The following is a 19,605-nucleotide window of genomic DNA, read 5'->3' as shown; positions in this document are numbered from 1 at the left end:
TCGTTGGTATTGAACCAGGTCGATGCCACCCATGCGCCCGGGTTGGCGGGTCTGAGGTTGCGGACGGCGCCAATCGGCGGGCACGCTGACTGCCCGAGCACGAGGAGATCAGTGATGCACAGGTCGGACATCGCCACCCTGTTCGCCCTCGGGGCCGCGCTGTTGATCGCGATCGGTGACGTCATCCAGCAACGTTCCGCCCACGACGTCACCGATGAGCAGGTCGGTCCCATCGCCCTGTTCCTGCACTTGCTCAGGGACAAGACCTGGTGGCTGGGCAGCCTGGTGGCCGCCGGCGGATTCGTGTTGCAGGCCGCTGCCCTGGGGTTCGGCTCGGTCCTTCTGGTGCAGGCGCTGATCGTGACCTCCCTGCTGTTCGCGCTGCCGCTGAGCGCGCGCTTCGCGGGACGGCGGATCACCCGCTACCAGTGGATCTGGGCGGTGCTGCTGGCCGCGGCCGTTGCCGTGATCGTCACGGTCGGCGACCCCTCCAGGGGGCAGGCGCGGGCCGGCTTCGAGATGTGGAGCTGGGTGGCCGCCACGCTCGGTCCGCTGCTGGTGCTATGCCTGCTGGGGGCGCGGGTTGCTCGCGGCAAACCGCTGGCCGCGGTCTTGCTGGGGCTGGTGGCGGGTTCGTTGTGGGGATTGTTCGCCGTGCTGATGAAGGGTGTCGTCGACGAACTCGACGACGGGATCGTGGCGGTACTGAAGCTCCCCGAGCTCTACGTGTGGGCAGTCGTGGCTATCGCGGCGACGGCGATTCAGCAGTCGTCGTTCCGAGCCGGGTCGATGGCCGCGTCGCTCCCGGCGGTCACGGTCAGCGAACCGTTGGTCGCCTCGGTTCTCGGCGTCGCCATCCTCGGGGAGATGTTGCGCCCCGGCCGGTCCGGGTGGGCGTTTCTGGTGATCGCCGTCGTGGTGATGATCGCGGCAACCGTGGAGTTGGCCCGCACCGAGGCCGCGCCGGTGCCGGATCCCACCGAGCCGGCGCCCGGCTGACGGCCACTAGCGTGGGGGACGTGCTGTCCGCCGTTGTCCTGACCCCCTCGGCGCCCGTCCTGGTGCCCGAACTGGCCGGTGCGGCCGCCGCCGAGGTCGCCGAGTTCCGCGATGCCGCGCTGACGGCGGCCGCCGCACTGCCCGATCGCTGGGTCGCCATCGGCGTCGGCGCGGCCGATCAGACCATCGAGGCCGACGCTTGCGGCACCTTCGCCGGCTACGGGGTCGACGTTCCCGTCACGCTGTCCCCGGACGCGCAGGCCGGGGTGCGGATGCTGCCGCTCTGCGCGCTGTTCACCGGCTGGCTGCGCGGGCAGGCGAAGCCGTCGGCCCAGGCGCAGGTCCGGGTGTACGACGCCGACCACGACGCCGAACGGGCTCTCGAGTTCGGCCGGCTGCTGCGCGCCGAGATCGACGCCACCGAGGAACCGGTCGGTGTCCTGGTGGTCGCCGACGGCGCCAACACGCTGACGCCGCCCGCGCCCGGCGGCTACGACCCCGACGCGGCGGCCGCGCAAACCGCCCTCGACGATGCGCTGGCCTCTGGCGACAGTGCTGCGCTGGCCGGGCTGCCCGGTGGCATCATCGGCCGGGTCGCCTACCAGGTCCTGGCTGGGCTCATGGGAATCGGGCCGCAGGAGGCCACCGAGCTGGTGCGGGGCGCACCGTACGGGGTGGGGTACTTCGTCGGTACGTGGCGTCCATGACGAGACCGATTGCCGTCATCGGGCCGACGGGCACCGGGAAGTCGGCACTGGCCCTCGACGTCGCCGAACGGCTCGGCGGCGAGATCGTCAACGCCGATGCCATGCAGCAGTACCGCGGCATGGACATCGGCACCGCCAAGCTCACCGTCGCCGAACGGCGCGGCATCCCGCACCACCAGCTCGACGTCCTCGACGTGACGCAGACCGCGACGGTCGCGCGCTATCAGGAAGCCGCCGCCGCCGACATCGAGACCATCGCGTCGCGTGGAGTGCCCCCCGTGATCGTGGGCGGGTCGATGCTCTACATACAGTCGCTGCTCGACGAATGGGCCTTCCCGGCCACCGACCCCGAGGTGCGGGCCCGGTGGGAACACCAGCTCGCCGAGATCGGGGTGGCCGCGCTGCACGCCGAGCTGGGCCGCCGCGATCCCGCCGCGGCTGAGGCGATCCTGGCCACCGACGGCCGCCGGATCGTGCGCGCGCTCGAGGTGGTCGAACTGACCGGCCAGCCGTTCGCGGCCTCGGCGCCCCGGATCGGTGCGCCCCGCTGGGACACGGTCATCATCGGATTAGATTGGGACACAAGCATTCTCGATGATCGCCTGGAGCGGCGCACCGACCTCATGTTCGAGGCCGGCCTGGTCGTGGAGGTGCGGGCGCTGCTCGACGCCGGGCTGCGTCAGGGTGTCACCGCCGCCCGGGCACTCGGCTACGCCCAGGTGCTCGACGCGCTGGATGCCGGCGCAGGAGATGAGGATCTGGCCCGGGCGCGCGAGCTGACCTTCATCGGCACCCGGCGGTATGTGCGCCGGCAGCGGTCGTGGTTTCGCCGCGACCATCGCATCCACTGGCTCGACGGTGCCGCCCCCGACCTTGCCGACCAGGTGATCGCCCGGTGGCGGGACGTATCCTGATCAGGTGATCTTCGCCAAAGGGCACGGCACCGAGAACGACTTCGTGCTGCTGCCCGACCTGGACGCGCAGCTGGAGCTGGCACCTTCCGCGGTGGCAGCGCTGTGCGACCGGCGCCGGGGTCTGGGCGCCGACGGCGTCCTGCGGGTCACCACCGCCGGCGCGGTCGTCGATGCCGGCGTGCTGGACCGGCTGCCCGAAGGCGTGGACAGCGGCGACTGGTACATGGACTACCGCAACGCCGACGGCTCGATCGCCCAGATGTGCGGTAACGGGGTCCGGGTGTTCGCGCACTACCTGCGGGCCAGCGGCCTGGAGCAGCGCGACGAGTTCGTGGTCGGCACGCTGGCCGGACCGCGCCCGGTGGTCGTGCACCACGCCGATGCTGTGACGGCCGAGGTCACCGTCGACATGGGCAAAGTCAACCTGCTCGGGGCCGGCACCGCCACCGTCGGCGGCAGGCACTTCACCGGCGTCGGCGTCGACGTCGGGAATCCGCACCTGGCCTGCCTGGATCCCGACCTCACCGAAAAAGCGCTGGCCGACCTGGACGTCGCCGCGCCGGTGCTGTTCGACCGCGGCCAGTTTCCGGACGGTGTCAACGTCGAGGTGCTGACGATCGCCCGCGATGGGGCGGTCAGCATGCGGGTACACGAACGAGGTGTCGGCGAAACGCGCTCCTGCGGGACCGGAACGGTCGCCGCTGCGGTCGCGGCCCTGGCCCACCTCAATCTGTCGACCGGCACGCTGCGCGTCCGCATCCCCGGCGGGGAGGTCACCGTCGAGGTCAGTCACACATCGAGCTCGCTGCGAGGCCCTTCGGTCCTCGTCGCGCACGGCGAACTCGCCGACGCCTGGTGGGCGGCCCAACTCTGACGGCACGTTATTCAGGTGCACGACGTTGGACTCCCGTGGCACCATCGATTACCGCTTATGACAGAAACGCCTATGACAAAAGCTGACGCTCCCGATCCCAGCCTCGGCGAGCTCGCGCTCGAAGACCGCGCCGCCCTCAAGCGCGTCGCCGGGCTGTCCACCGAACTCACCGACATCACCGAGGTCGAGTACCGCCAGCTGCGGCTGGAACGGGTCGTCCTGGTGGGGGTGTGGACCGAGGGCACCGCCGCCGACTCCGAGGCCAGCCTCGCCGAACTGGCCGCGCTGGCCCAAACCGCGGGCTCCGAGGTGCTCGAAGGGCTGATCCAGCGCCGCGACAAGCCCGACCCGTCCACCTACATCGGCTCCGGCAAGGCTCAGGAGCTGCGCGAGGTCGTGATCGCGACCGGCGCCGACACCGTGATCTGCGACGGCGAGCTCAGTCCCGCCCAGCTCAATGCGCTGGAAAAAGTGGTCAAGGTCAAGGTCATCGACCGGACCGCATTGATCCTCGACATCTTCGCCCAACACGCCACCAGCCGGGAAGGCAAGGCGCAGGTGGCCTACGCGCAGATGGAGTACATGCTGCCGCGGCTTCGTGGCTGGGGTGAATCGATGTCCCGCCAGGGCGGCGGCGCCGGCGGCAGCGGCGGCGGTGTGGGTACCCGCGGCCCGGGTGAGACCAAGATCGAGACCGATCGGCGCCGCATCCGCGAACGGATGTCCAAGCTGCGCCGCGAGATCAAGGACATGAAGCAGATCCGCGACACGCAGCGCAGCCGGCGGCTGCACAGCGATACCGCGTCGATCGCGATCGTCGGCTACACCAACGCCGGCAAGTCCAGTCTTCTCAACGCATTGACCGGCGCCGGCGTGCTGGTGCAGAACGCGTTGTTCGCCACCCTCGAACCGACCACTCGCCGAGGCGAATTCGACGACGGACGGCCGTTCGTGCTGACCGACACCGTCGGCTTCGTCCGGCATCTGCCCACCCAGCTGGTCGAGGCGTTCCGCTCCACCCTGGAAGAGGTGCTCGACGCCGACCTGCTGGTGCATGTGGTCGACGGGTCCGACAGCAACCCGCTGGCTCAGATCGAGGCAGTACGTCAGGTCATCCGCGAGGTGCAGAACGACCACCACGCACCGCCGGCCCCGGAACTGTTGGTGGTCAACAAGATCGACGCCGCCGACGACCTGATGCTGGCTCAGTTGCGCCGCGCGCTGCCGGGAGCCGTCTTTGTCTCGGCGCACACCGGCGAGGGATTGCCGCGGCTGCGCGCCCGGCTCGGTGAGCTCGTCGAACCGCGCGAGATCACCGTCGACGTGACGATCCCGTACGACCGGGGCGATCTGGTCGCGCGGTTGCACAGCGACGGGCACGTCGATGCCGTCGAGCACACCGAAGCGGGCACCCGCCTGAAAGCCCGGGTGCCCGCCGCGCTGGCCGCAGGCCTGCGCGAGTTCAGCAGTTAGGCGGCGTCCTTCGCCGAGTTGCCCTGTCCGGAAGCGCTTGCCGCTGTGGGCTTTCCGCTCTTGCCGGTGCCCGACTTCGCCGGCTTGCCGGAGCTCTTGACCTCGTCACCGGTCTTGGGCTTCGCAGACTTGGCCGTGAGGCTGGGCTTCGCAGATGCCTTGCGTTGCACCGGCTTGGACACGGTCTCGGTGGCCGCCTTCTGAGCGGCAGGCTCGCTGGTCGTCGCAGCGGCCAGCGTGCTCCCCGAGGTCGACGCCGGTGCCGACGGCGCCGCGGGGACCGCCACACCGAGGTCACCGAGCGCGTCGTGGATACCCTGCACGGCGGCCTTGGCGAGGTCGACGCTCAGCTTCACCGGGTTGATCGGAGTGAAGATGGTGAACGGCGTCGGCTGACCGTAATTGCTTCGGTCATAACCGGTTTCGATCAGCACGCGGGTGACCGGTGAGATCAGGTCCACGAACGGCTTGATGATCGCGGTGGTGCCGGTCGCGGCGCCGATGTCCAGCAGCGGCTGCATGATCGGCAGCGTCTTGGCCGGGATCGTGATGTAGAGCGTGTCGTTGTAGGTCTGGCAGTTCTTCGGGCTCTGCGAGCAGTCGATGGCCTGCTCGAGTTCGGGAATCGTGTAGCCGTAGGGGAGTTCGGTGGACGGCTGGGTGCCGCGCGGGGAGAGGTAGTTGCCGTGGATGTACCAGAACCCGGCGAGCGCGTTCAGGTCGGCCAGCAGGTTGAGCGGATTGGCCGGGAAGTCGGCGACGCCGTCGTACTGGAACGCGATGTCAGTGGTGTTCACCGCTGGCAGCACCGTGGTGTCGGTGGGAGCCGGCTGACCGAAGGTGGCGTCCAGGACCGGCACCGTGCCCAGCCACGCCAGGCGCTCGAACAGGCCGCCGTTCGGACGTTGTGGGTCACCGATCAGGACGAAGGAGTACCGGTCGGGGATGACTCCGCCGTTGGCGTCGGCGAGCTGGCGCTTGACGATGTTGGAGACCGTCGCGCCTTGCGAGTAGCCGAAGATCACGACGTCGCCGCCCGGGTCGGCTGTGTTGGCGGCGTCGATCTGGTCGTTGAGGCTCTGCACGCCGCTGGCCACCGACACGTTCCACTTCGCCCCGTTGAGGCCGCCCCAGCCCGCGAACGGGAACGGCCAGAACTGCGCGGTGTAGGGCACCGGCTCGGGTGTGCACACCGTCGCGCAGGCCGGATCCAGCGGCTGGATGTAGTAATTCACTGCGTTCTGCATGTAGTTAGTGCCAAGCGGTGGCACCGACGGGTCAGGGGTGCCGGTGCCGGGAACGATCAGCGCCACCGCCGCCAGGCTGACCGCCGAGGTGATCGTGCTGGTAACTGCGAGAACGATCGCGGCGAGTGTGGCCAGGACGGCCACCATCGCCGAGCGTGCGGCGGTGCGGAGATTTTTACGCATCAGCAAACTTTCTTTAGCGATATCGAGATTGCTGCGATCATGGCATGAGCGCACTTATGCCGTGAGTGGAATGTGAGAAAAAGCTGAGAAAACCGGCTATCGGATCACCGGTGGCTGGTGCGCCCGAACCGGTGGCAGCGGACCGGCGAATTTCTCCACCTGCACCAGCACCGCGGCGCCGGTGCAGCCCCGGGCCAGCGACGAGGTGCCCACGTCGTCGGTCAGCACGTTGGGATTGCCGTGCACGCACATCGAATCCGGGTCCGAGGGATCCAGCGGGTCGTACCACGCTCCGGTCGACAGCTGCACCACCTGCGGCCGCAGCGCCTCGTCGATGACCAGCCCGGCCAGACACGATCCGCGGTCGTTGAACACCCGCACCACGTCGCCGTCGGCCAGTTCGCGCTGCGCGGCGTCGGACGGATGCATCCGGATGGGTTCGCGGCCCTGGACTTTCGCGTTCTGGCTCACCGCGCCTCCGTCGAGCTGGCCGTGCAACCGGGTGGCCGGCTGGTTGGCGATCAGGTGAAGCGGAAAGCGTTGGGCACGTTCGCCACCCAGCCATTCGACGGGTTCATACCAGCGGGGGTGACCGGCGCAGTCCGGATATTCGAAGCCCGCGATGTCGTCGGAGTAGATCTCGATCTTGCCGCTCGGGGTGGCCAACGCATGCCCCTGCGGGTCGGCGCGGAAGTCGGCCAGCAGGGTCAGTCCGGTCTCCACGGGAAGCCGCAGGACGCCGTCGGCCCAGAACTGGTCGAAGTCGGGAACCGCGAAATCGATTTCTGCCGACCACTTTTCGTACATGTGCTTCAGCCACTGCCGTGCGGTGCGGCCCGAAGTGAACTGCTCGCCGAAGCCCAGCCGCTCGGCGAGCGCGGCGAAGGTGGTGTAGTCGTCGCGGGACTGGGCGTAGGGCGGCGCCAGTGCGGGCATCGCCACCAGCAGAGGGTCGTTTCGGGACCCGGAAAAGTCGTCGCGTTCGAACGCGGTGGTGGACGGGACGACGATATCGGCGTGCCGGGCCATCGGCGTCCAGTACGGCTCGTGTAGCACCACGGTGTCGACGCGGCCCAATGCGCGACGCAGCCGCGGCAGGTTCTGGTGGTGGTGGAAGGGATTGCCGCCGGCCCAGTACACGCATTTGATGTCGGGGTAGGTCAGGGTGCGGCCGTTGTAGGTGAACGTCTCACCGGGGTGCAGCAGCATGTCGCTGATCGCCGCGACCGGGATGAACGTGCGAACCGGGTTGAGCCCCTGCGGCAGCGACGGCAGCCGATGCCGCAGCGGAGGCAGGCCGGGTTCGTTCATCGAGCCGTACCCGTGGCCGAATCCGCCTCCGGGAAGGCCGATCTGGCCGAGCATGGCCGCCAGCGTCAGCCCCATCCACGGCGCCTGCTCGCCGTGTCGGACGCGCTGCAGTGACCAGCTGACGGTGACGATCGTGCGCTGCGCGGCCATCCTGGTGGCCAGGTCGGTGAGCACCGCGGCGTCGATGCCGCAGAGCGCGGCGGCCCACTGCGGCGATTTCGGCACGCCGTCATCGGCGCCGAGCAGATACCGCTCGAACTGCTCGTAGCCGGTGCAGTAGGTGTCGAGGAACTCGCGGTCGGCGAGGTTCGCGGTGGCCAGCACGTAGGCAAGGGCCAACATGATCGCCACGTCGGTGCCGGGGACGGCCGGCAACCACTCGCACTCACCGTCGACGTCGCTGCGCAGCGGGCTGATTGAGACGATCTTTCCGCCGTCGGCCCGGAACCGGTCCAGCGCTTCGCGGGCCGGGTGCCCGGTGGTGCCGCCGTGGTTGATCCCGGTGTTCTTCAGGTTCACGCCGCCGAAGCAGACCAGCAGGTCGGTGTGCTCGACGATGACGTTCCATTCGGTGGACCGTTTGAACAGGTCGTCGTGAGTACCGACCACCCGCGGCATGATCACGCCGGTGGCGCCCAGGCTGTAGGAGTGCCGCGAAAACGTATATCCGCCAAGTAGTTTCAGGAATCGGTGCACCTGGCTCTGGGCGTGGTGGAACCGGCCCGCGCTGGCCCAGCCGTAGGACCCGCCGTAGATGGCCTCGTTGCCGTAGGTGTCGACCACCCGGCGCAGTTCGCCGGCGAGAAGCTCCGTCAGTTCGTCCCAGTCCAGCGCGACGAACTCGTCGGCGCCGCGGGCGCTGGTGGGCCCGGGGCCGTCGCGCAGCCATCCGCGGCGGACGGCGGGTGTGGCGATGCGCGAGGAATGTCGTAGCGACCCGGGCAGGTTGCCGAGCAGGGGAGACGGGTCGGTGTCGCCGGGAAACGGGGTCACCGCGAGGATTTCGCCGTCGGCAACGTCGGCGCGAAACGCACCCCAGTGAGTCAGGCTGCTGCGGGCGTCGGGCACCCCAGGAGTCTAAGCGGCGACGCTTCCACCAGCGACTTTGGCAAATCCGTCGGCCGTCGCACGGGGCCACCGTGGTGACCAACCATCCGGTTGGTTATCCTCGTCTACAAACCCACAGCGCGTCCGGAGGGAAGTCATGGCTGTCGAGAAGAACGCAACCGTCAAGTACGAGCGGACCCTGTTCGAGCCCGAGCACGAACTGTTCCGCGAGGCCTACCGGTCGTTCCTCGAGCGGCACGTCGCGCCGTTCCACGACCAGTGGGAGAAGGACAAGATCGTCGACCGCGGCGTCTGGTTGGAAGCCGGCAAGCAGGGCTTCCTCGGGATGGCCGTGCCGGAGGAGTTCGGCGGCGGCGGCAACGCGGACTTCCGCTACAACGTCATCCTGACCGAGGAGACCGCGGCGGCCCGCTACAGCGGGCTCGGGTTCGGCCTGCACAACGATGTCGTCGCGCCGTACCTGCTGGAGTTGACCACCGAGGAGCAGAAGCAGCGCTGGCTGCCCAAGTTCTGCAGCGGCGAGTACATCACCGCGATCGCGATGACCGAGCCCGGCACCGGCAGCGACCTGCAGGGCATCAAGACCCGCGCGGTCAAGCAGGGTGATCACTACGTGCTCAACGGCTCGAAGACGTTCATCACCAACGGCATCAACTCCGATCTGGTGATCGTGGTGGCCCAGACCGACCCCGAGAAGGGCGCGCTGGGCTTCTCACTGCTGGTCGTCGAGCGCGGCATGGAGGGCTTCGAGCGTGGCCGCCACCTGGACAAGATCGGCCTGGACGCGCAGGACACGGCCGAACTGTCCTTCACCGACGTCAAGGTCCCTGTCGAGAACCTCCTCGGCGAGGAGGGCCAGGGCTTCATCTACCTGATGCAGAACCTGCCGCAGGAGCGCCTGAACATCGCGGTGATGGCGGCTGCCGCCATGGAGAGCGTCCTCGAACAGACCCTGCAGTACACCAAGGAGCGCAAGGCGTTCGGCAAGCCGATCGGCAGCCAGCAGAACAGCCGCTTCCTGCTGGCCGAGTTGGCCACCGAAGCCACCGCCATCCGCATCATGGTCGACGAGTTCATCCGGCTGCACCTCGACGGCAAGCTGACCGCCGAGCAGGCCTCGATGGCCAAGTGGTACGCGGCCGAGAAGCAGGTTCATCTCGTCGACCGCTGCCTGCAGTTGCACGGCGGTTATGGCTACATGCGCGAATATCCGGTGGCCAAGGCCTACCTCGATGCCCGCGTCCAGACGATTTACGGCGGCACCACCGAGATCATGAAAGAGATCATCGGCCGCAGCCTGGGCGTCTGACCCCGCAAGCGGGGCTGAACTGCGGTTTTGGTTCCCCGTCACTCGGCTGCCGAAGCGGAGGGCGCTGGTGATGCGCCCCGGTTTGTCCTGGGGATTTCGGGTGTTTTCCCCCGTCAACGCGTCGGTTATCTCGTCGAAACGCCGCGTGTCGTGAGGTGCTGAAGCACAGTTGACGCGGAGGATGAGGGGAAGCATCTTGACCGACACTGCGGGGAGAGTGCATGACCAGGCTTGGAAGTCGTCTCAGTAGAGGCGTCGGGCGGATGGCGCTCGGCGTCTTCGCGACGGCTGCGGCCGCGCTGCTGTGGGCGCCCGGGGCGATCGCGAGTCCGGAAACCGATGCGGGCGACGCCATCAATCAGGCGTGGGAGACCGCAGGCGGCGATGGTTCGCCGGTAGGCACCAAGGACGGCGACGTCTACGCCGTCGGCGACGGATTCGCGCAGAACTTCAGCGGCGGCAAGATCTTCTTCACTCCGGCCACCGGCGCCCACCTGCTCTTCGGGGCAGTCCTGGACAAGTACCAGGCGCTCGGCGGTGCCGCCGACAGCGACCTCGGATTCCCCACCATCGACGCGGTCGCGGGTCTGGTCGGGCCGGACAGCCAGGTCAGCACGTTCAGTGCCAGCGACAAGCCGGCCATTTTCTGGACACCCGCGACCGGCGCGTGGGTGGTACGCGGCGCCATCAACGCGGCGTGGGACAAGCTCGGTGGCTCGGCAGGCACGATGGGCGTCCCCACCGAGGATGAGACCTTCAACGGCACGGTGATCAGCCAGAAGTTCACCGGCGGCGAGATCTCCTATGACACCGCCGCGAAGACTTTCACCACCGTGCCGCCCGAGCTCGCTGGCAACTTGACCGGTGTCGAGGTACCCAGCGACGCGACGACGGCGATCAACCAGGCCTGGCGGGCCGCCGGGGGCCTCGCGGGACCGCTCGGTGCCCGCCAAGGAGCCCAGCAGGCCATCGGCACCGACGGCGCCGCCCAGGATTACGCGGGCGGCAAGATCTTCTACTCACCGGCCACCGGCGCGCATGCGGTGACGGGCGCGATCCTGGCCAAGTACGAGGCGCAGGGTGGGCCGACCGGCGACCTGGGCCTGCCGACCGGGACCGAAGCCGACGGCGGCGCGCCCAACAGCCGGGTCAGCGCCTTCAGCGCCGCTGACAAACCGGTGATCTTCTGGACGCCCGACAACGGCGCCATCGTGGTGCGCGGTGCGATCAACGCCGCCTGGACCAAGCTGGGCGGGGCAACTGGCAAGCTGGGAGTGCCGACCGGCGAGCAGAGCGTCAACGGCGACACCGTGACGCAGAAGTTCAGTGGTGGCGAAATCTCCTGGAACAAGGCCAGCAACACGTTCACGACCAAACCGCCGGAGCTCGCCGGTTCGCTGTCCGGCGTTCAGGTTCCGGCTGCCGGGCCGCAGGCCGGCCAGTCGGGCGCCAAGTCCGGCAGCGGTTCCACCTTCCACTGGTGGTGGCTGCTGATCATCGTCCCGGTCCTGTTGTTGCTGGCCGTGATCGGCCTGGGCGTGCTGTGGCTGCAGCGCCGCCGTAGCGGTGGCGAGGAGATCGACGACGACTTCGAGGACTACGACGACGACGATCACTGGCCCAGTGAGGTGGCCGGTGAGGCCGACGCGGCGGCGGCCTCGCGCTTCTCGACCTATCCCGACGGCGGCGTCCCGCAGGTCGCCGCTGCGCCGGGCTTCGGCTGGGCGCCCGAGGGAGACGAGAAGTCTCAACCCGGACCCGAGGACGTGTTCGACGGCGATCAGGACGCCATCGACACCACGCCGACCCGCATTCCCGCCGAGGCTGCCGAAACCGGCGGGTACGAGGCTGAGGAAGCCGACGAGGTGCCCGCGGAACTCGAGTACGCCGAGGTCGAGGAAGTCGAAGACGACGACGAATCGAGCGATTCAGGCCGGCATGCGGCGGTGAATCTCGGAGAGTCGCAATCGATGTGGCGACTCGACATGGGCGAGCTCGGCACGCCGCGGCGTCGTCGCGCCGCGGAGCCGGAGACCCCACTGGCGCCCGAGCCGGCACCGGAGGAGATTCTCGAGTCCGACGTCGTCGACATCGAGGAAGAAGACTCCACCCAGCCGGCAGAGGTCCTGCAGTCCGACGTGCACGCCGAAGCCGCAGCCAATCGCCCGGCGATCCACCTTCCGCTGTCGGATCCGTATCAGGCGCCCGAGGGGTATGTGGTCAAGGCCAATACGCATTCGGGGCTGTACTACACCCCGGACTCGGCGCTCTACGACCACACCGTGCCCGAAGTGTGGTTCGCCAGTGAGGAACTCGCGCAGGCGAACGGATTCCACAAGGCGGAGTGAGGCTTCCGCCCCCGTCCGCTAGACCTTGCGCAGAACGGTGACGACCTTGCCGAGGATCGCGGCGTCGTTACCGGGAATCGGGTCGAACGCCGGGTTGTGCGGCATCAACCAGACCTGACCGCCGGTGCGCTTGAACGTCTTCACCGTGGCCTCGCCGTCGATCATCGCCGCGACGATGTCGCCGTTGTCGGCCACATTCTGCTGACGGACCACGACCCAGTCGCCGTCGCAGATCGCGGCGTCGATCATGGACTCACCGACGACCTTGAGCAGGAACAGCGACCCGTCGCCGACCAACTCGCGCGGTAGCGGGAACACATCCTCGACGGCTTGCTCGGCGAGGATCGGGCCGCCGGCAGCGATCCGGCCGAGCACTGGCACAAAGGTCGGCTCGGGCAGCGTGTCCGAACCGGCGACCTCGGTGCGCACGGTGCTCACCGCGTCGTCGGCTCCGCGCACGTCCACCGCACGCGGCCGGTTGGCATCGCGGCGCAGATAGCCCTTGCGCTCCAGAGTGCGCAGCTGGTGGGCCACCGATGACGTGGAAGTGAGCCCGACGGCGTCGCCGATCTCACGGATGCTGGGGGGATAGCCGCGGCTGGTGACTGAGGCGCGGATTACGTCGAGGATGGTTCGCTGCCGCTCGGTCAGCCCGGATGTCTCACTGCGCTCGCTCATGGGGCCGAATCTAGCCGGGCCCGCGTCAAAATTCAAACATTTGTTCGACCGTGTCGCGATTCTGCGTTCTCGGCGGCCGGCGGAACAGAACTTGTCGGTGGTCGGATTTATTCTTCGAACACGCTCGCTCACATGTTCGGTGTTCGAACGCATGATCGAGTATATTTCGAACACAAGAGCGAACCGGGGCGGCCCTGAAGGAAGGACACGGACGTGACAGTCATCGATGATCGACAGGTTTACATCTCGGCACCGGTGTACCGGCGGACAGCCGGCGCGCCCGTTGTGCCTGCTCGGCGCCGCCCGGCCGGCGGCCGCGCGCATCGGCCGTACCCGGCACGGCCGGCGATCACGCCGATGCAGTACCGCGGCACCGGTGTCGCGTTCTCCCGGGCACCGCATACCCGCCGGCCGGTCAGCACCGCGGTCACGATCGCGCTGGCCGGGGTGGCCGCGCTGATCACGCTGTGGCTGGGCTTGGTCGGGCACTTCAGCGCCACGCCGGCGGCCACCGAGCAGATGCCGGATCAGCTCGCCGTCGTCCAGGTCCAGGCGGGGGAGACGTTGCAGCAGCTGGCCGGGCGGGTCGCACCGGATGCGCCCGCCGGACAGGTGGCGCAGCGCATCCGCGACCTGAACAAGCTCGAGTCGGCGTCGCTGGACGCCGGGCAGACGCTGATCGCGCCGATCGGCTGACGGCCGTGCCGGCCGCAGCCGCTCCCGCGGGCGGCGCAGGTAGGCTCTCAATGGTTCGACGTATCGGGCCACTGAGCGAAGGAGCGGTCATGCACTGTCCGTTCTGCCGCAACCCGGACTCCCGCGTTGTCGATTCCCGCGAGACCGATGAAGGCCAGGCCATTCGGCGTCGCCGCTCCTGTCCGGAGTGCGGCCGGCGGTTCACCACTGTGGAGACCGCGGTGCTGGCGGTCGTGAAGCGCAGCGGCGTCACCGAGCCGTTCAGCCGGGAAAAAGTCGTCAGCGGCGTTCGCCGCGCCTGCCAGGGCCGCGACGTCGATGACGACGCGCTCAATCTGCTGGCGCAGCAGGTAGAGGACACGGTGCGGGCCGCCGGCTCGCCCGAGATCCCCAGCAATGAGGTCGGACTCGCCATCCTCGGCCCGCTTCGTGAACTCGACGAGGTCGCCTACCTGCGATTCGCGTCGGTGTACCGCTCGTTCAGCTCAGCTGAGGACTTCGAGCGCGAGATCGAGGCGCTGCGCGCGCACCGGTCCGTCGGCACATCCGGCTGAGCAGCTCAATCCAGCTGTCGCACACTGTCGCTGACCACTCGGCCGGCGATCAGCACCCACCCTTGCGCGTCCCACGTCGTGAAGATCTGCGATCCCTTGCCCTGTGTGATCGTCAGGTCACGGCTCAGGTAATCGGTCACCCGCGCCGCCGCCGATCCGGTGGCCTCGTCTTCCGGCACCCCGAGGTCGGCGGCGAACATCCGCGACCGGATGTGCCCGCCGTCGCGGTCCAGCCAGGCCCACAGATAATGCTCCGCGTCGTCGGAATAATCGTCCGGATCGGCGGCCAGCAGCTCGTCCACCGACTCCAGGTCGTGGATGGCGAACTCCGGTGACCACTCCGCCCGAACCCGGATCACCGTGCGGTCATCGTCGTAGGAAACCCCGACGATGCCGGCAGGAACCTGCAGAGTGTGAATCGGCGTGCCGCGCTCCCGTAGCCACCAGGCCGCGCCCACGGTGGGGTGCCCGGCAAACGGCAATTCGGTGGCCGGAGTGAAGATGCGGGCGTGCGCTGTGGTTGATCCGTCGGCCGGCAGATCGATGAATATTGTTTCGCTGTAGCCTAATTCGGTCGCAATGCGCTGGCGATCGCCGGCGGGTACGGTGGCCGCGTCCACCACGCCCAGCGGATTGCCGAAGTTGCCACCTTCATCGGTGAACACCCGCAACACAGTCACGTCGACAGTCATGATTCGACTCTACGACGCTGAGGTCAGGTGGCACTGCGCTCGTCAGCGCCGAGGGCGTCGAGCACCGCGACCCGGGTCTTCAATGACCCGGTGACCAAACGCTCGGAGAGCCCACTGCGAAGCAGTTCACGCAAGGCGTCCTGGTCGTATTCGGCGGGGGCCGTCGCGTCGATGAACTTCTCGACGATCTCGACGAAGCGGTCGGGGTCGTCGTGGAACGGAAAGTGCCCGGAACGGCCGAAGATCTCGAGCCGGGAGCCGGGCATGGCGGAGTGCGCCATCCGGGCGTGGCTGACCGGGATGACCGCGTCCAAATCGCCCCAAATGAGTTGTACGGGAACGGATTCGGTCAGATAACATCGGTCCAGCATGGTGACCACCTGGCCCCGCCAGTCCACCACCGAGCGCAGTGTGCGGGTGAATGCCGACGAGGCGGTCGGCTCGGGCAGGTCGGCCAGGATGCGCAGCGCATCCGGCAGGTCGCGGCCCAAACCGGTGGAGCCGAAGACGCTGCCCAGCGCCCGGCCGGCAAGCTGCAGTGCGGGCAGCACCATCGGCAGTCGCAGCAGCGCCAAGGCCTCCCCGCCCAACGGAAGCGAGGCGGCCCGCAGCGCGATGTTGACCTCCTTGGTCACCCCGCCCGCGCTGACCAGGATCAGCCGCTCCACCAATTGCGGGAACTGGTAAGCGAATTGCATCGCCACGCCGCCGCCGAGTGAATGCCCGACCACCGTCACCTTGTCGAGGTCGAGCACGCTGAGCAGATCGCGCATGCCGTTGGCGTAGGCCGCCACCGAATAGTCGGCGCGCGGTTTGTCGGACTGTCCATGCCCCAGCAGGTCCGGGGCGATCACGGTGAACCGCTGGGCGAGCTTGCTGTGTACCGGATGCCAGGTCGTCGAGTTGTCACCGATCCCGTGGATCAGCAGCAGCGCCGGACCCGACCCGGCCACCCGGAAGGCCCGACGGTAGCCGTGAATGGTCCGGAAATGCAGGGTGGGCGTCACATCCCGCACGGGCTGGAGATTGGGCTTTCGCTGAGACTTCTGCTGAGTCTTCTGCTGAGTCACTGGCCAACCCTGTCATCGGTGGGGTGGACTCCGCTAGGTCTCGCCGTTCTCGTTGAAACCGTCTTTGAAGTCCTCGGCGTGCTGAGCGAGGAACTTCTCGAATTCCGCACCCAATTCGTCGCCGCTGGGGAGTTCTTCGTCGTGCGCGAGCAGCGACCGGTTCTCTTGAGCGGCAACGAAAGCATCGTACTGTCGCTCCAGCGCGGTCACCACTTGAGCGACCTCGGGCGAGGCTTCGACCTGCTCATCGATCTTGGTGCGGATGGTCGCGCCGGCATCGGTGAGCCCACGCAACGGCACCTGCAGCGAAGTCAGCTTGGCGACCTGCTCCAACAGCGCCTCGGCGGCGGGCGGGAAGTCGGTCTGGGCCAGGTAGTGCGGCACATGCACGGTGAAGCCGATGACTTCGTGGCCGTGCTGGGCCATCCGGTACTCCAGCAGGTTGGACACGCTGCCGGGGACCTGCACTTCGCCGACCCACGGGGTGAATTCGGTGATCAGTTCGCGGTTGTTGGAGTGCGCGGTCATCGTCACCGGCCGGGTGTGCGGCACGGCCATCGGTATGGTGCCGAGCCCGATGATCTGACGCACCCCGAGTTGCTCGGCCAACAGCCGGACGGCGGTGACGAAGCGCTCCCACTTCAGATCCGGCTCCAGCCCGGCGAGCAGCAGGAACGGTGTGCCGAGGCTGTCGCGCAGGGCGTACAGATTCAGGGCAGGATCGTCGTAGTCGGTGAAGTGGTCGGTCTTGAACGTCATCAGCGGCCGGCGCGACCGGTAGTCCAGCAGTTCGTCGATCGCGAACGAGGCCACCAACTCCGTGTCCAGCTTGGCTTTCAGGTGGTCGGCGGCCAAGCGGATGGCGCGGCCGGCGTCGGAGAAGCCTTCGAGAGCGTGAATCATCACCGGGCCACGCCCGTCGGGTGCGGACAGTTGCGGCGCCGGAAACTCCAGTTCGTACATTCCGGTCGGCTCGGGTTGGTAGGGCTGTCCCTGCTCGTCAGTCATCGTCTCCGCCTCCTCGCGATGCGCGGGGACGTCGTCATCCCCTTGCACCGTGACAACCAGTGTCTCTCAGAATCGGGTGAGCGCTGACCATAGCGCTCGTGTTGCACAACGCCGGTGGCGTGCCCGCCGTTCCCCGTGCCGGTCGTCTACCCGGGTCGAAAGCGCGCAGATCGGGCATGATCGAGCCATGCGGATGGTCGTTGCGGCGCTGAACCTGGTGGTTGCCACGGTTCTGGTGTCCGGGTGCCATTCCACCGCCGAGCCGCGGGCCAAGGCCGCCGAGGAGCCCAGCGCGGCGGCGGTACCGGCCGCGAATGCCCAGCCGGTGGCGGCCCGGCCTGCCGTGGGAGCGCTGTTCCTCGGTGCCACCGATACCCACACCTGCACCGCCTCGGTGGTTCATTCGGCAGGTCAGGATCTGATCCTGACCGCCGCGCACTGCCTGGCAGCGGGTCTGCCTGCGACCTTTGTGCCGGGATTCAACGAGAGCGCCGCTCCCGGCGACGTCTGGACCGTCGACACCGTCTACCTCGACCCTCGCTGGCTGAGCACTCAGGACCCCAAGGCGGACTACGCGTTCGCGCGGGTCAGCAGATCCGCCGGCGGCACCGTCGAATCCGTTGCGGGTCGGGCACTCACCCTCGGCGCTGCACCCACCGAGTCCGCGCCGGTGACGGTGATCGGTTACCCGATGGGCGAAGGCGGGCCCCCGCTGGGCTGCGACACGGTCGCCCGCATCGAGGACGGGTATCCCGCACTGCGCTGCAACGGCCTGGTCGACGGCACCAGCGGCGGCCCGTGGATCGCCGGCGCGACGGTGGTCGGCGTGATCGGCGGGCGCGACGGCGGCGGCTGCCAGGACAACGTCTCGTACTCGGCTCCGTTCGACGCGGCGACGGCAGCCCTGCTGGCCCGTGCCGAAGAAGGCGGTCCGGGCGACGACGCGCCGGCGTTGCTCGACAGCGAGTGTTGAGCGCCTAGCGGCGGAACTGGTTCAGCGCGCGCAGCTTGTTCATCACGTCGAGCGCAGCCACCTTGTAGGCCTCCGAGAACGTCGGATAGTTGAAGACGGCGTCGACCAGGTACTCGATGGTCCCGCCGCAGCCCATCACGGCCTGGCCGATGTGCACCAATTCCGTTGCCGCGGTGCCGAAGATGTGGACGCCGAGGACTTTCAGATCTTCGGTCGACACCAGAAGCTTGAGCATGCCGTAGGAGTCGCCGGCGATCTGTCCGCGAGCCAGCTCGCGGTAGCGGGACACCCCGACCTCGTAGGGGACGGAATCCTTTGTCAGCTCTTGTTCGGTGGCGCCGACGTAGGACACCTCGGGGATCGAGTAGATGCCGATCGGCTGCAGCACGGTCATGCCGGCCGTCGGCTCGCCGAACGCGTGGTAGGCCGCGAGCCGGCCCTGTTCCATCGAGGTGGCCGCCAGGGCGGGGAAGCCGATGACATCGCCGACGGCGTAGATGTGGTCGACCTTGGTCTGGAACGTCTTGTCGTCGACAAAAATCCGGCCGCGGTTGTCGGCCTCCAGGCCGGCGTTGGCCAGATCCAGGTGGTCGGTCTGGCCCTGCCGTCCGGCCGAGTACATGACGGTCTCGGCGGGGATCTGCTTGCCACTGGCCAGGGTGGTGACGGTGCCTGCCGAGCCGACGTCGACCGCGGTCACCTCCTCGCCGAACCGGAACGTCACCGCCAGGTCGCGAAGGTGGAAGCGCAGGGCCTCGACGATCTCGGGGTCGCAGAAGTCGAGCATCGAATCACGCTTCTCGACGACGGTGACCTTGGTGCCCAGTGCGGCGAACATCGAGGCGTACTCGATGCCGATGACACCGGCGCCGACCACCACCATCGAACCCGGGATGCTCTTCAGGTCGAGGATGCCGTCGGAGTCCAGGACCCGGTTCTCGTCGAACTCTATACCGGCCGGGCGCGCCGGCTTGGTGCCGGTCGCGACGACGATGTAGCGGCCGCTAATGGTGAAATGCTCGGCGCGGGTGGGGTCTTCGATCATCACGGTGTGCTCATCGAGGAACCGGCCGCGTCCCATGTAGAGCTCAACACCGTTGCGCATCAACTGGTTTCGGATCACGTCGACTTCTTTGCCGATCACATGCTGCGTGCGGGCGAGCAGATCGGCCGGGGTGATCTTGTCCTTGACCCGGTAGCTGGCTCCATAGAGTTCGCGCTGGCTCATGCCGGTGAGGTACAGCACGGCCTCGCGCAGCGTCTTGGACGGGATCGTCCCGGTCTGGACGCAGACGCCGCCGATCATGTGGCCTCGCTCGACGACGGCCACCGACTTGCCCAGCTTGGCCGCGGCTATGGCGGCTTTCTGGCCGCCGGGACCCGAGCCGATGACGACGAGGTCGTATTCCAAACCCATGAGGACAAGGTGTACGCCGGTTTGCCGAATCTCGCATGCCGACGATGTCAATACGACATGAACAATCTGGCGCGGCTGCCCGGC

The 19,605-nt window shown here is 68.1% G+C and carries 17 protein-coding genes; 10 read left to right on the top strand and 7 right to left on the bottom strand.

What is annotated here, in order from left to right:
- Positions 1–114 precede the first annotated feature (114 nt).
- From D3H54_RS18185 to hflX, 5 genes are all read left to right on the top strand, one after another.
- Positions 115–999: a DMT family transporter gene (locus D3H54_RS18185; protein ID WP_149380233.1), complete on the top strand. Its 885-nt coding sequence runs from the start codon at positions 115–117 to the stop codon at positions 997–999.
- A 20-nt stretch (positions 1,000–1,019) separates the two neighbouring features.
- Positions 1,020–1,706 carry a class III extradiol ring-cleavage dioxygenase family protein gene (locus D3H54_RS18180; protein WP_149380232.1) on the top strand — a complete coding sequence of 229 codons (687 nt, stop codon included), beginning with the start codon at positions 1,020–1,022 and terminating at the stop codon, positions 1,704–1,706.
- Positions 1,703–2,620 (top strand): tRNA (adenosine(37)-N6)-dimethylallyltransferase MiaA, encoded by a 918-nt coding sequence (gene miaA / locus D3H54_RS18175; RefSeq protein WP_149380231.1) that lies wholly within the window; start codon positions 1,703–1,705, stop codon positions 2,618–2,620. Before D3H54_RS18180 ends, miaA begins: the two co-directional genes overlap by 4 nt.
- A gap of 4 nt (positions 2,621–2,624) precedes the next feature.
- Positions 2,625–3,494: a diaminopimelate epimerase gene (gene dapF, locus D3H54_RS18170; protein ID WP_149380230.1), complete on the top strand. Its 870-nt coding sequence runs from the start codon at positions 2,625–2,627 to the stop codon at positions 3,492–3,494.
- A 72-nt stretch (positions 3,495–3,566) separates the two neighbouring features.
- Positions 3,567–4,967, top strand: a complete 1,401-nt coding sequence (hflX, locus tag D3H54_RS18165) for a GTPase HflX (RefSeq protein ID WP_149380229.1) — start codon at positions 3,567–3,569, stop codon at positions 4,965–4,967.
- Here hflX and D3H54_RS18160 read toward each other — a convergent pair.
- Together D3H54_RS18160 and D3H54_RS18155 are read right to left on the bottom strand one after the other, a co-directional pair.
- Positions 4,964–6,397: a PE-PPE domain-containing protein gene (locus D3H54_RS18160; protein ID WP_149380228.1), complete on the bottom strand. Its 1,434-nt coding sequence runs from the start codon at positions 6,395–6,397 to the stop codon at positions 4,964–4,966. The genes hflX and D3H54_RS18160 overlap by 4 nt on opposite strands.
- Before the next feature lie 96 nt (positions 6,398–6,493).
- Positions 6,494–8,776 carry a molybdopterin-dependent oxidoreductase gene (locus D3H54_RS18155; RefSeq protein WP_149380227.1) on the bottom strand — a complete coding sequence of 761 codons (2,283 nt, stop codon included), beginning with the start codon at positions 8,774–8,776 and terminating at the stop codon, positions 6,494–6,496.
- 136 nt (positions 8,777–8,912) lie between these two features.
- Between D3H54_RS18155 and D3H54_RS18150 the strand changes: the two genes are divergently transcribed.
- Both D3H54_RS18150 and D3H54_RS18145 read left to right on the top strand, forming a co-directional pair.
- Positions 8,913–10,085: an acyl-CoA dehydrogenase family protein gene (locus tag D3H54_RS18150; protein WP_149380226.1), complete on the top strand. Its 1,173-nt coding sequence runs from the start codon at positions 8,913–8,915 to the stop codon at positions 10,083–10,085.
- Positions 10,086–10,306: 221 nt separating this feature from the next.
- On the top strand, positions 10,307–12,433 hold the full coding sequence (locus tag D3H54_RS18145) for an LGFP repeat-containing protein (RefSeq protein ID WP_149380225.1): 2,127 nt from the start codon (positions 10,307–10,309) through the stop codon (positions 12,431–12,433).
- An 18-nt stretch (positions 12,434–12,451) separates the two neighbouring features.
- Here the strand turns inward: D3H54_RS18145 and lexA are convergent, their stop codons facing one another.
- Positions 12,452–13,111: a transcriptional repressor LexA gene (gene lexA, locus D3H54_RS18140; RefSeq protein WP_149380224.1), complete on the bottom strand. Its 660-nt coding sequence runs from the start codon at positions 13,109–13,111 to the stop codon at positions 12,452–12,454.
- A 213-nt stretch (positions 13,112–13,324) separates the two neighbouring features.
- On the opposite strand from lexA, the gene D3H54_RS18135 reads away from it, so the two are divergent.
- Positions 13,325–13,807: a LysM peptidoglycan-binding domain-containing protein gene (locus tag D3H54_RS18135; RefSeq protein WP_149380223.1), complete on the top strand. Its 483-nt coding sequence runs from the start codon at positions 13,325–13,327 to the stop codon at positions 13,805–13,807.
- An 89-nt stretch (positions 13,808–13,896) separates the two neighbouring features.
- Complete coding sequence (nrdR, locus tag D3H54_RS18130) at positions 13,897–14,361, top strand: transcriptional regulator NrdR (RefSeq protein ID WP_149380222.1); 465 nt, start codon at positions 13,897–13,899, stop codon at positions 14,359–14,361.
- 5 nt (positions 14,362–14,366) lie between these two features.
- On the opposite strand, the gene D3H54_RS18125 is transcribed toward nrdR, so the two are convergent.
- From D3H54_RS18125 to D3H54_RS18115, 3 genes are read right to left on the bottom strand one after another with little or no spacing between them, the layout of a single operon-like run.
- Positions 14,367–15,053: a PhzF family phenazine biosynthesis protein gene (locus D3H54_RS18125; protein WP_149380221.1), complete on the bottom strand. Its 687-nt coding sequence runs from the start codon at positions 15,051–15,053 to the stop codon at positions 14,367–14,369.
- 23 nt (positions 15,054–15,076) lie between these two features.
- Positions 15,077–16,123, bottom strand: coding sequence for an alpha/beta fold hydrolase (locus D3H54_RS18120; RefSeq protein WP_149380220.1), 1,047 nt, complete (start codon positions 16,121–16,123; stop codon positions 15,077–15,079).
- A 33-nt stretch (positions 16,124–16,156) separates the two neighbouring features.
- A complete protein-coding gene (locus tag D3H54_RS18115; protein ID WP_149380219.1) occupies positions 16,157–17,131 on the bottom strand; it encodes a proteasome assembly chaperone family protein in 975 nt (324 codons plus the stop codon).
- Between the two features lie 187 nt (positions 17,132–17,318).
- Between D3H54_RS18115 and D3H54_RS18110 the strand changes: the two genes are divergently transcribed.
- Positions 17,319–18,104, top strand: coding sequence for a trypsin-like serine peptidase (locus D3H54_RS18110; RefSeq protein ID WP_149380218.1), 786 nt, complete (start codon positions 17,319–17,321; stop codon positions 18,102–18,104).
- Positions 18,105–18,108: 4 nt separating this feature from the next.
- On the opposite strand, the gene sthA is transcribed toward D3H54_RS18110, so the two are convergent.
- Positions 18,109–19,521 (bottom strand): Si-specific NAD(P)(+) transhydrogenase, encoded by a 1,413-nt coding sequence (gene sthA / locus D3H54_RS18105; RefSeq protein WP_149380217.1) that lies wholly within the window; start codon positions 19,519–19,521, stop codon positions 18,109–18,111.
- Between the last annotated feature and the right edge of the window lie 84 nt (positions 19,522–19,605).

The organism is Mycobacterium sp. ELW1 (assembly GCF_008329905.1).
In the GTDB taxonomy this organism is placed as follows: domain Bacteria; phylum Actinomycetota; class Actinomycetes; order Mycobacteriales; family Mycobacteriaceae; genus Mycobacterium.
Note: the sequence above shows the minus strand (reverse complement) of the source record. Positions and strands in the feature narration are given on the sequence as shown.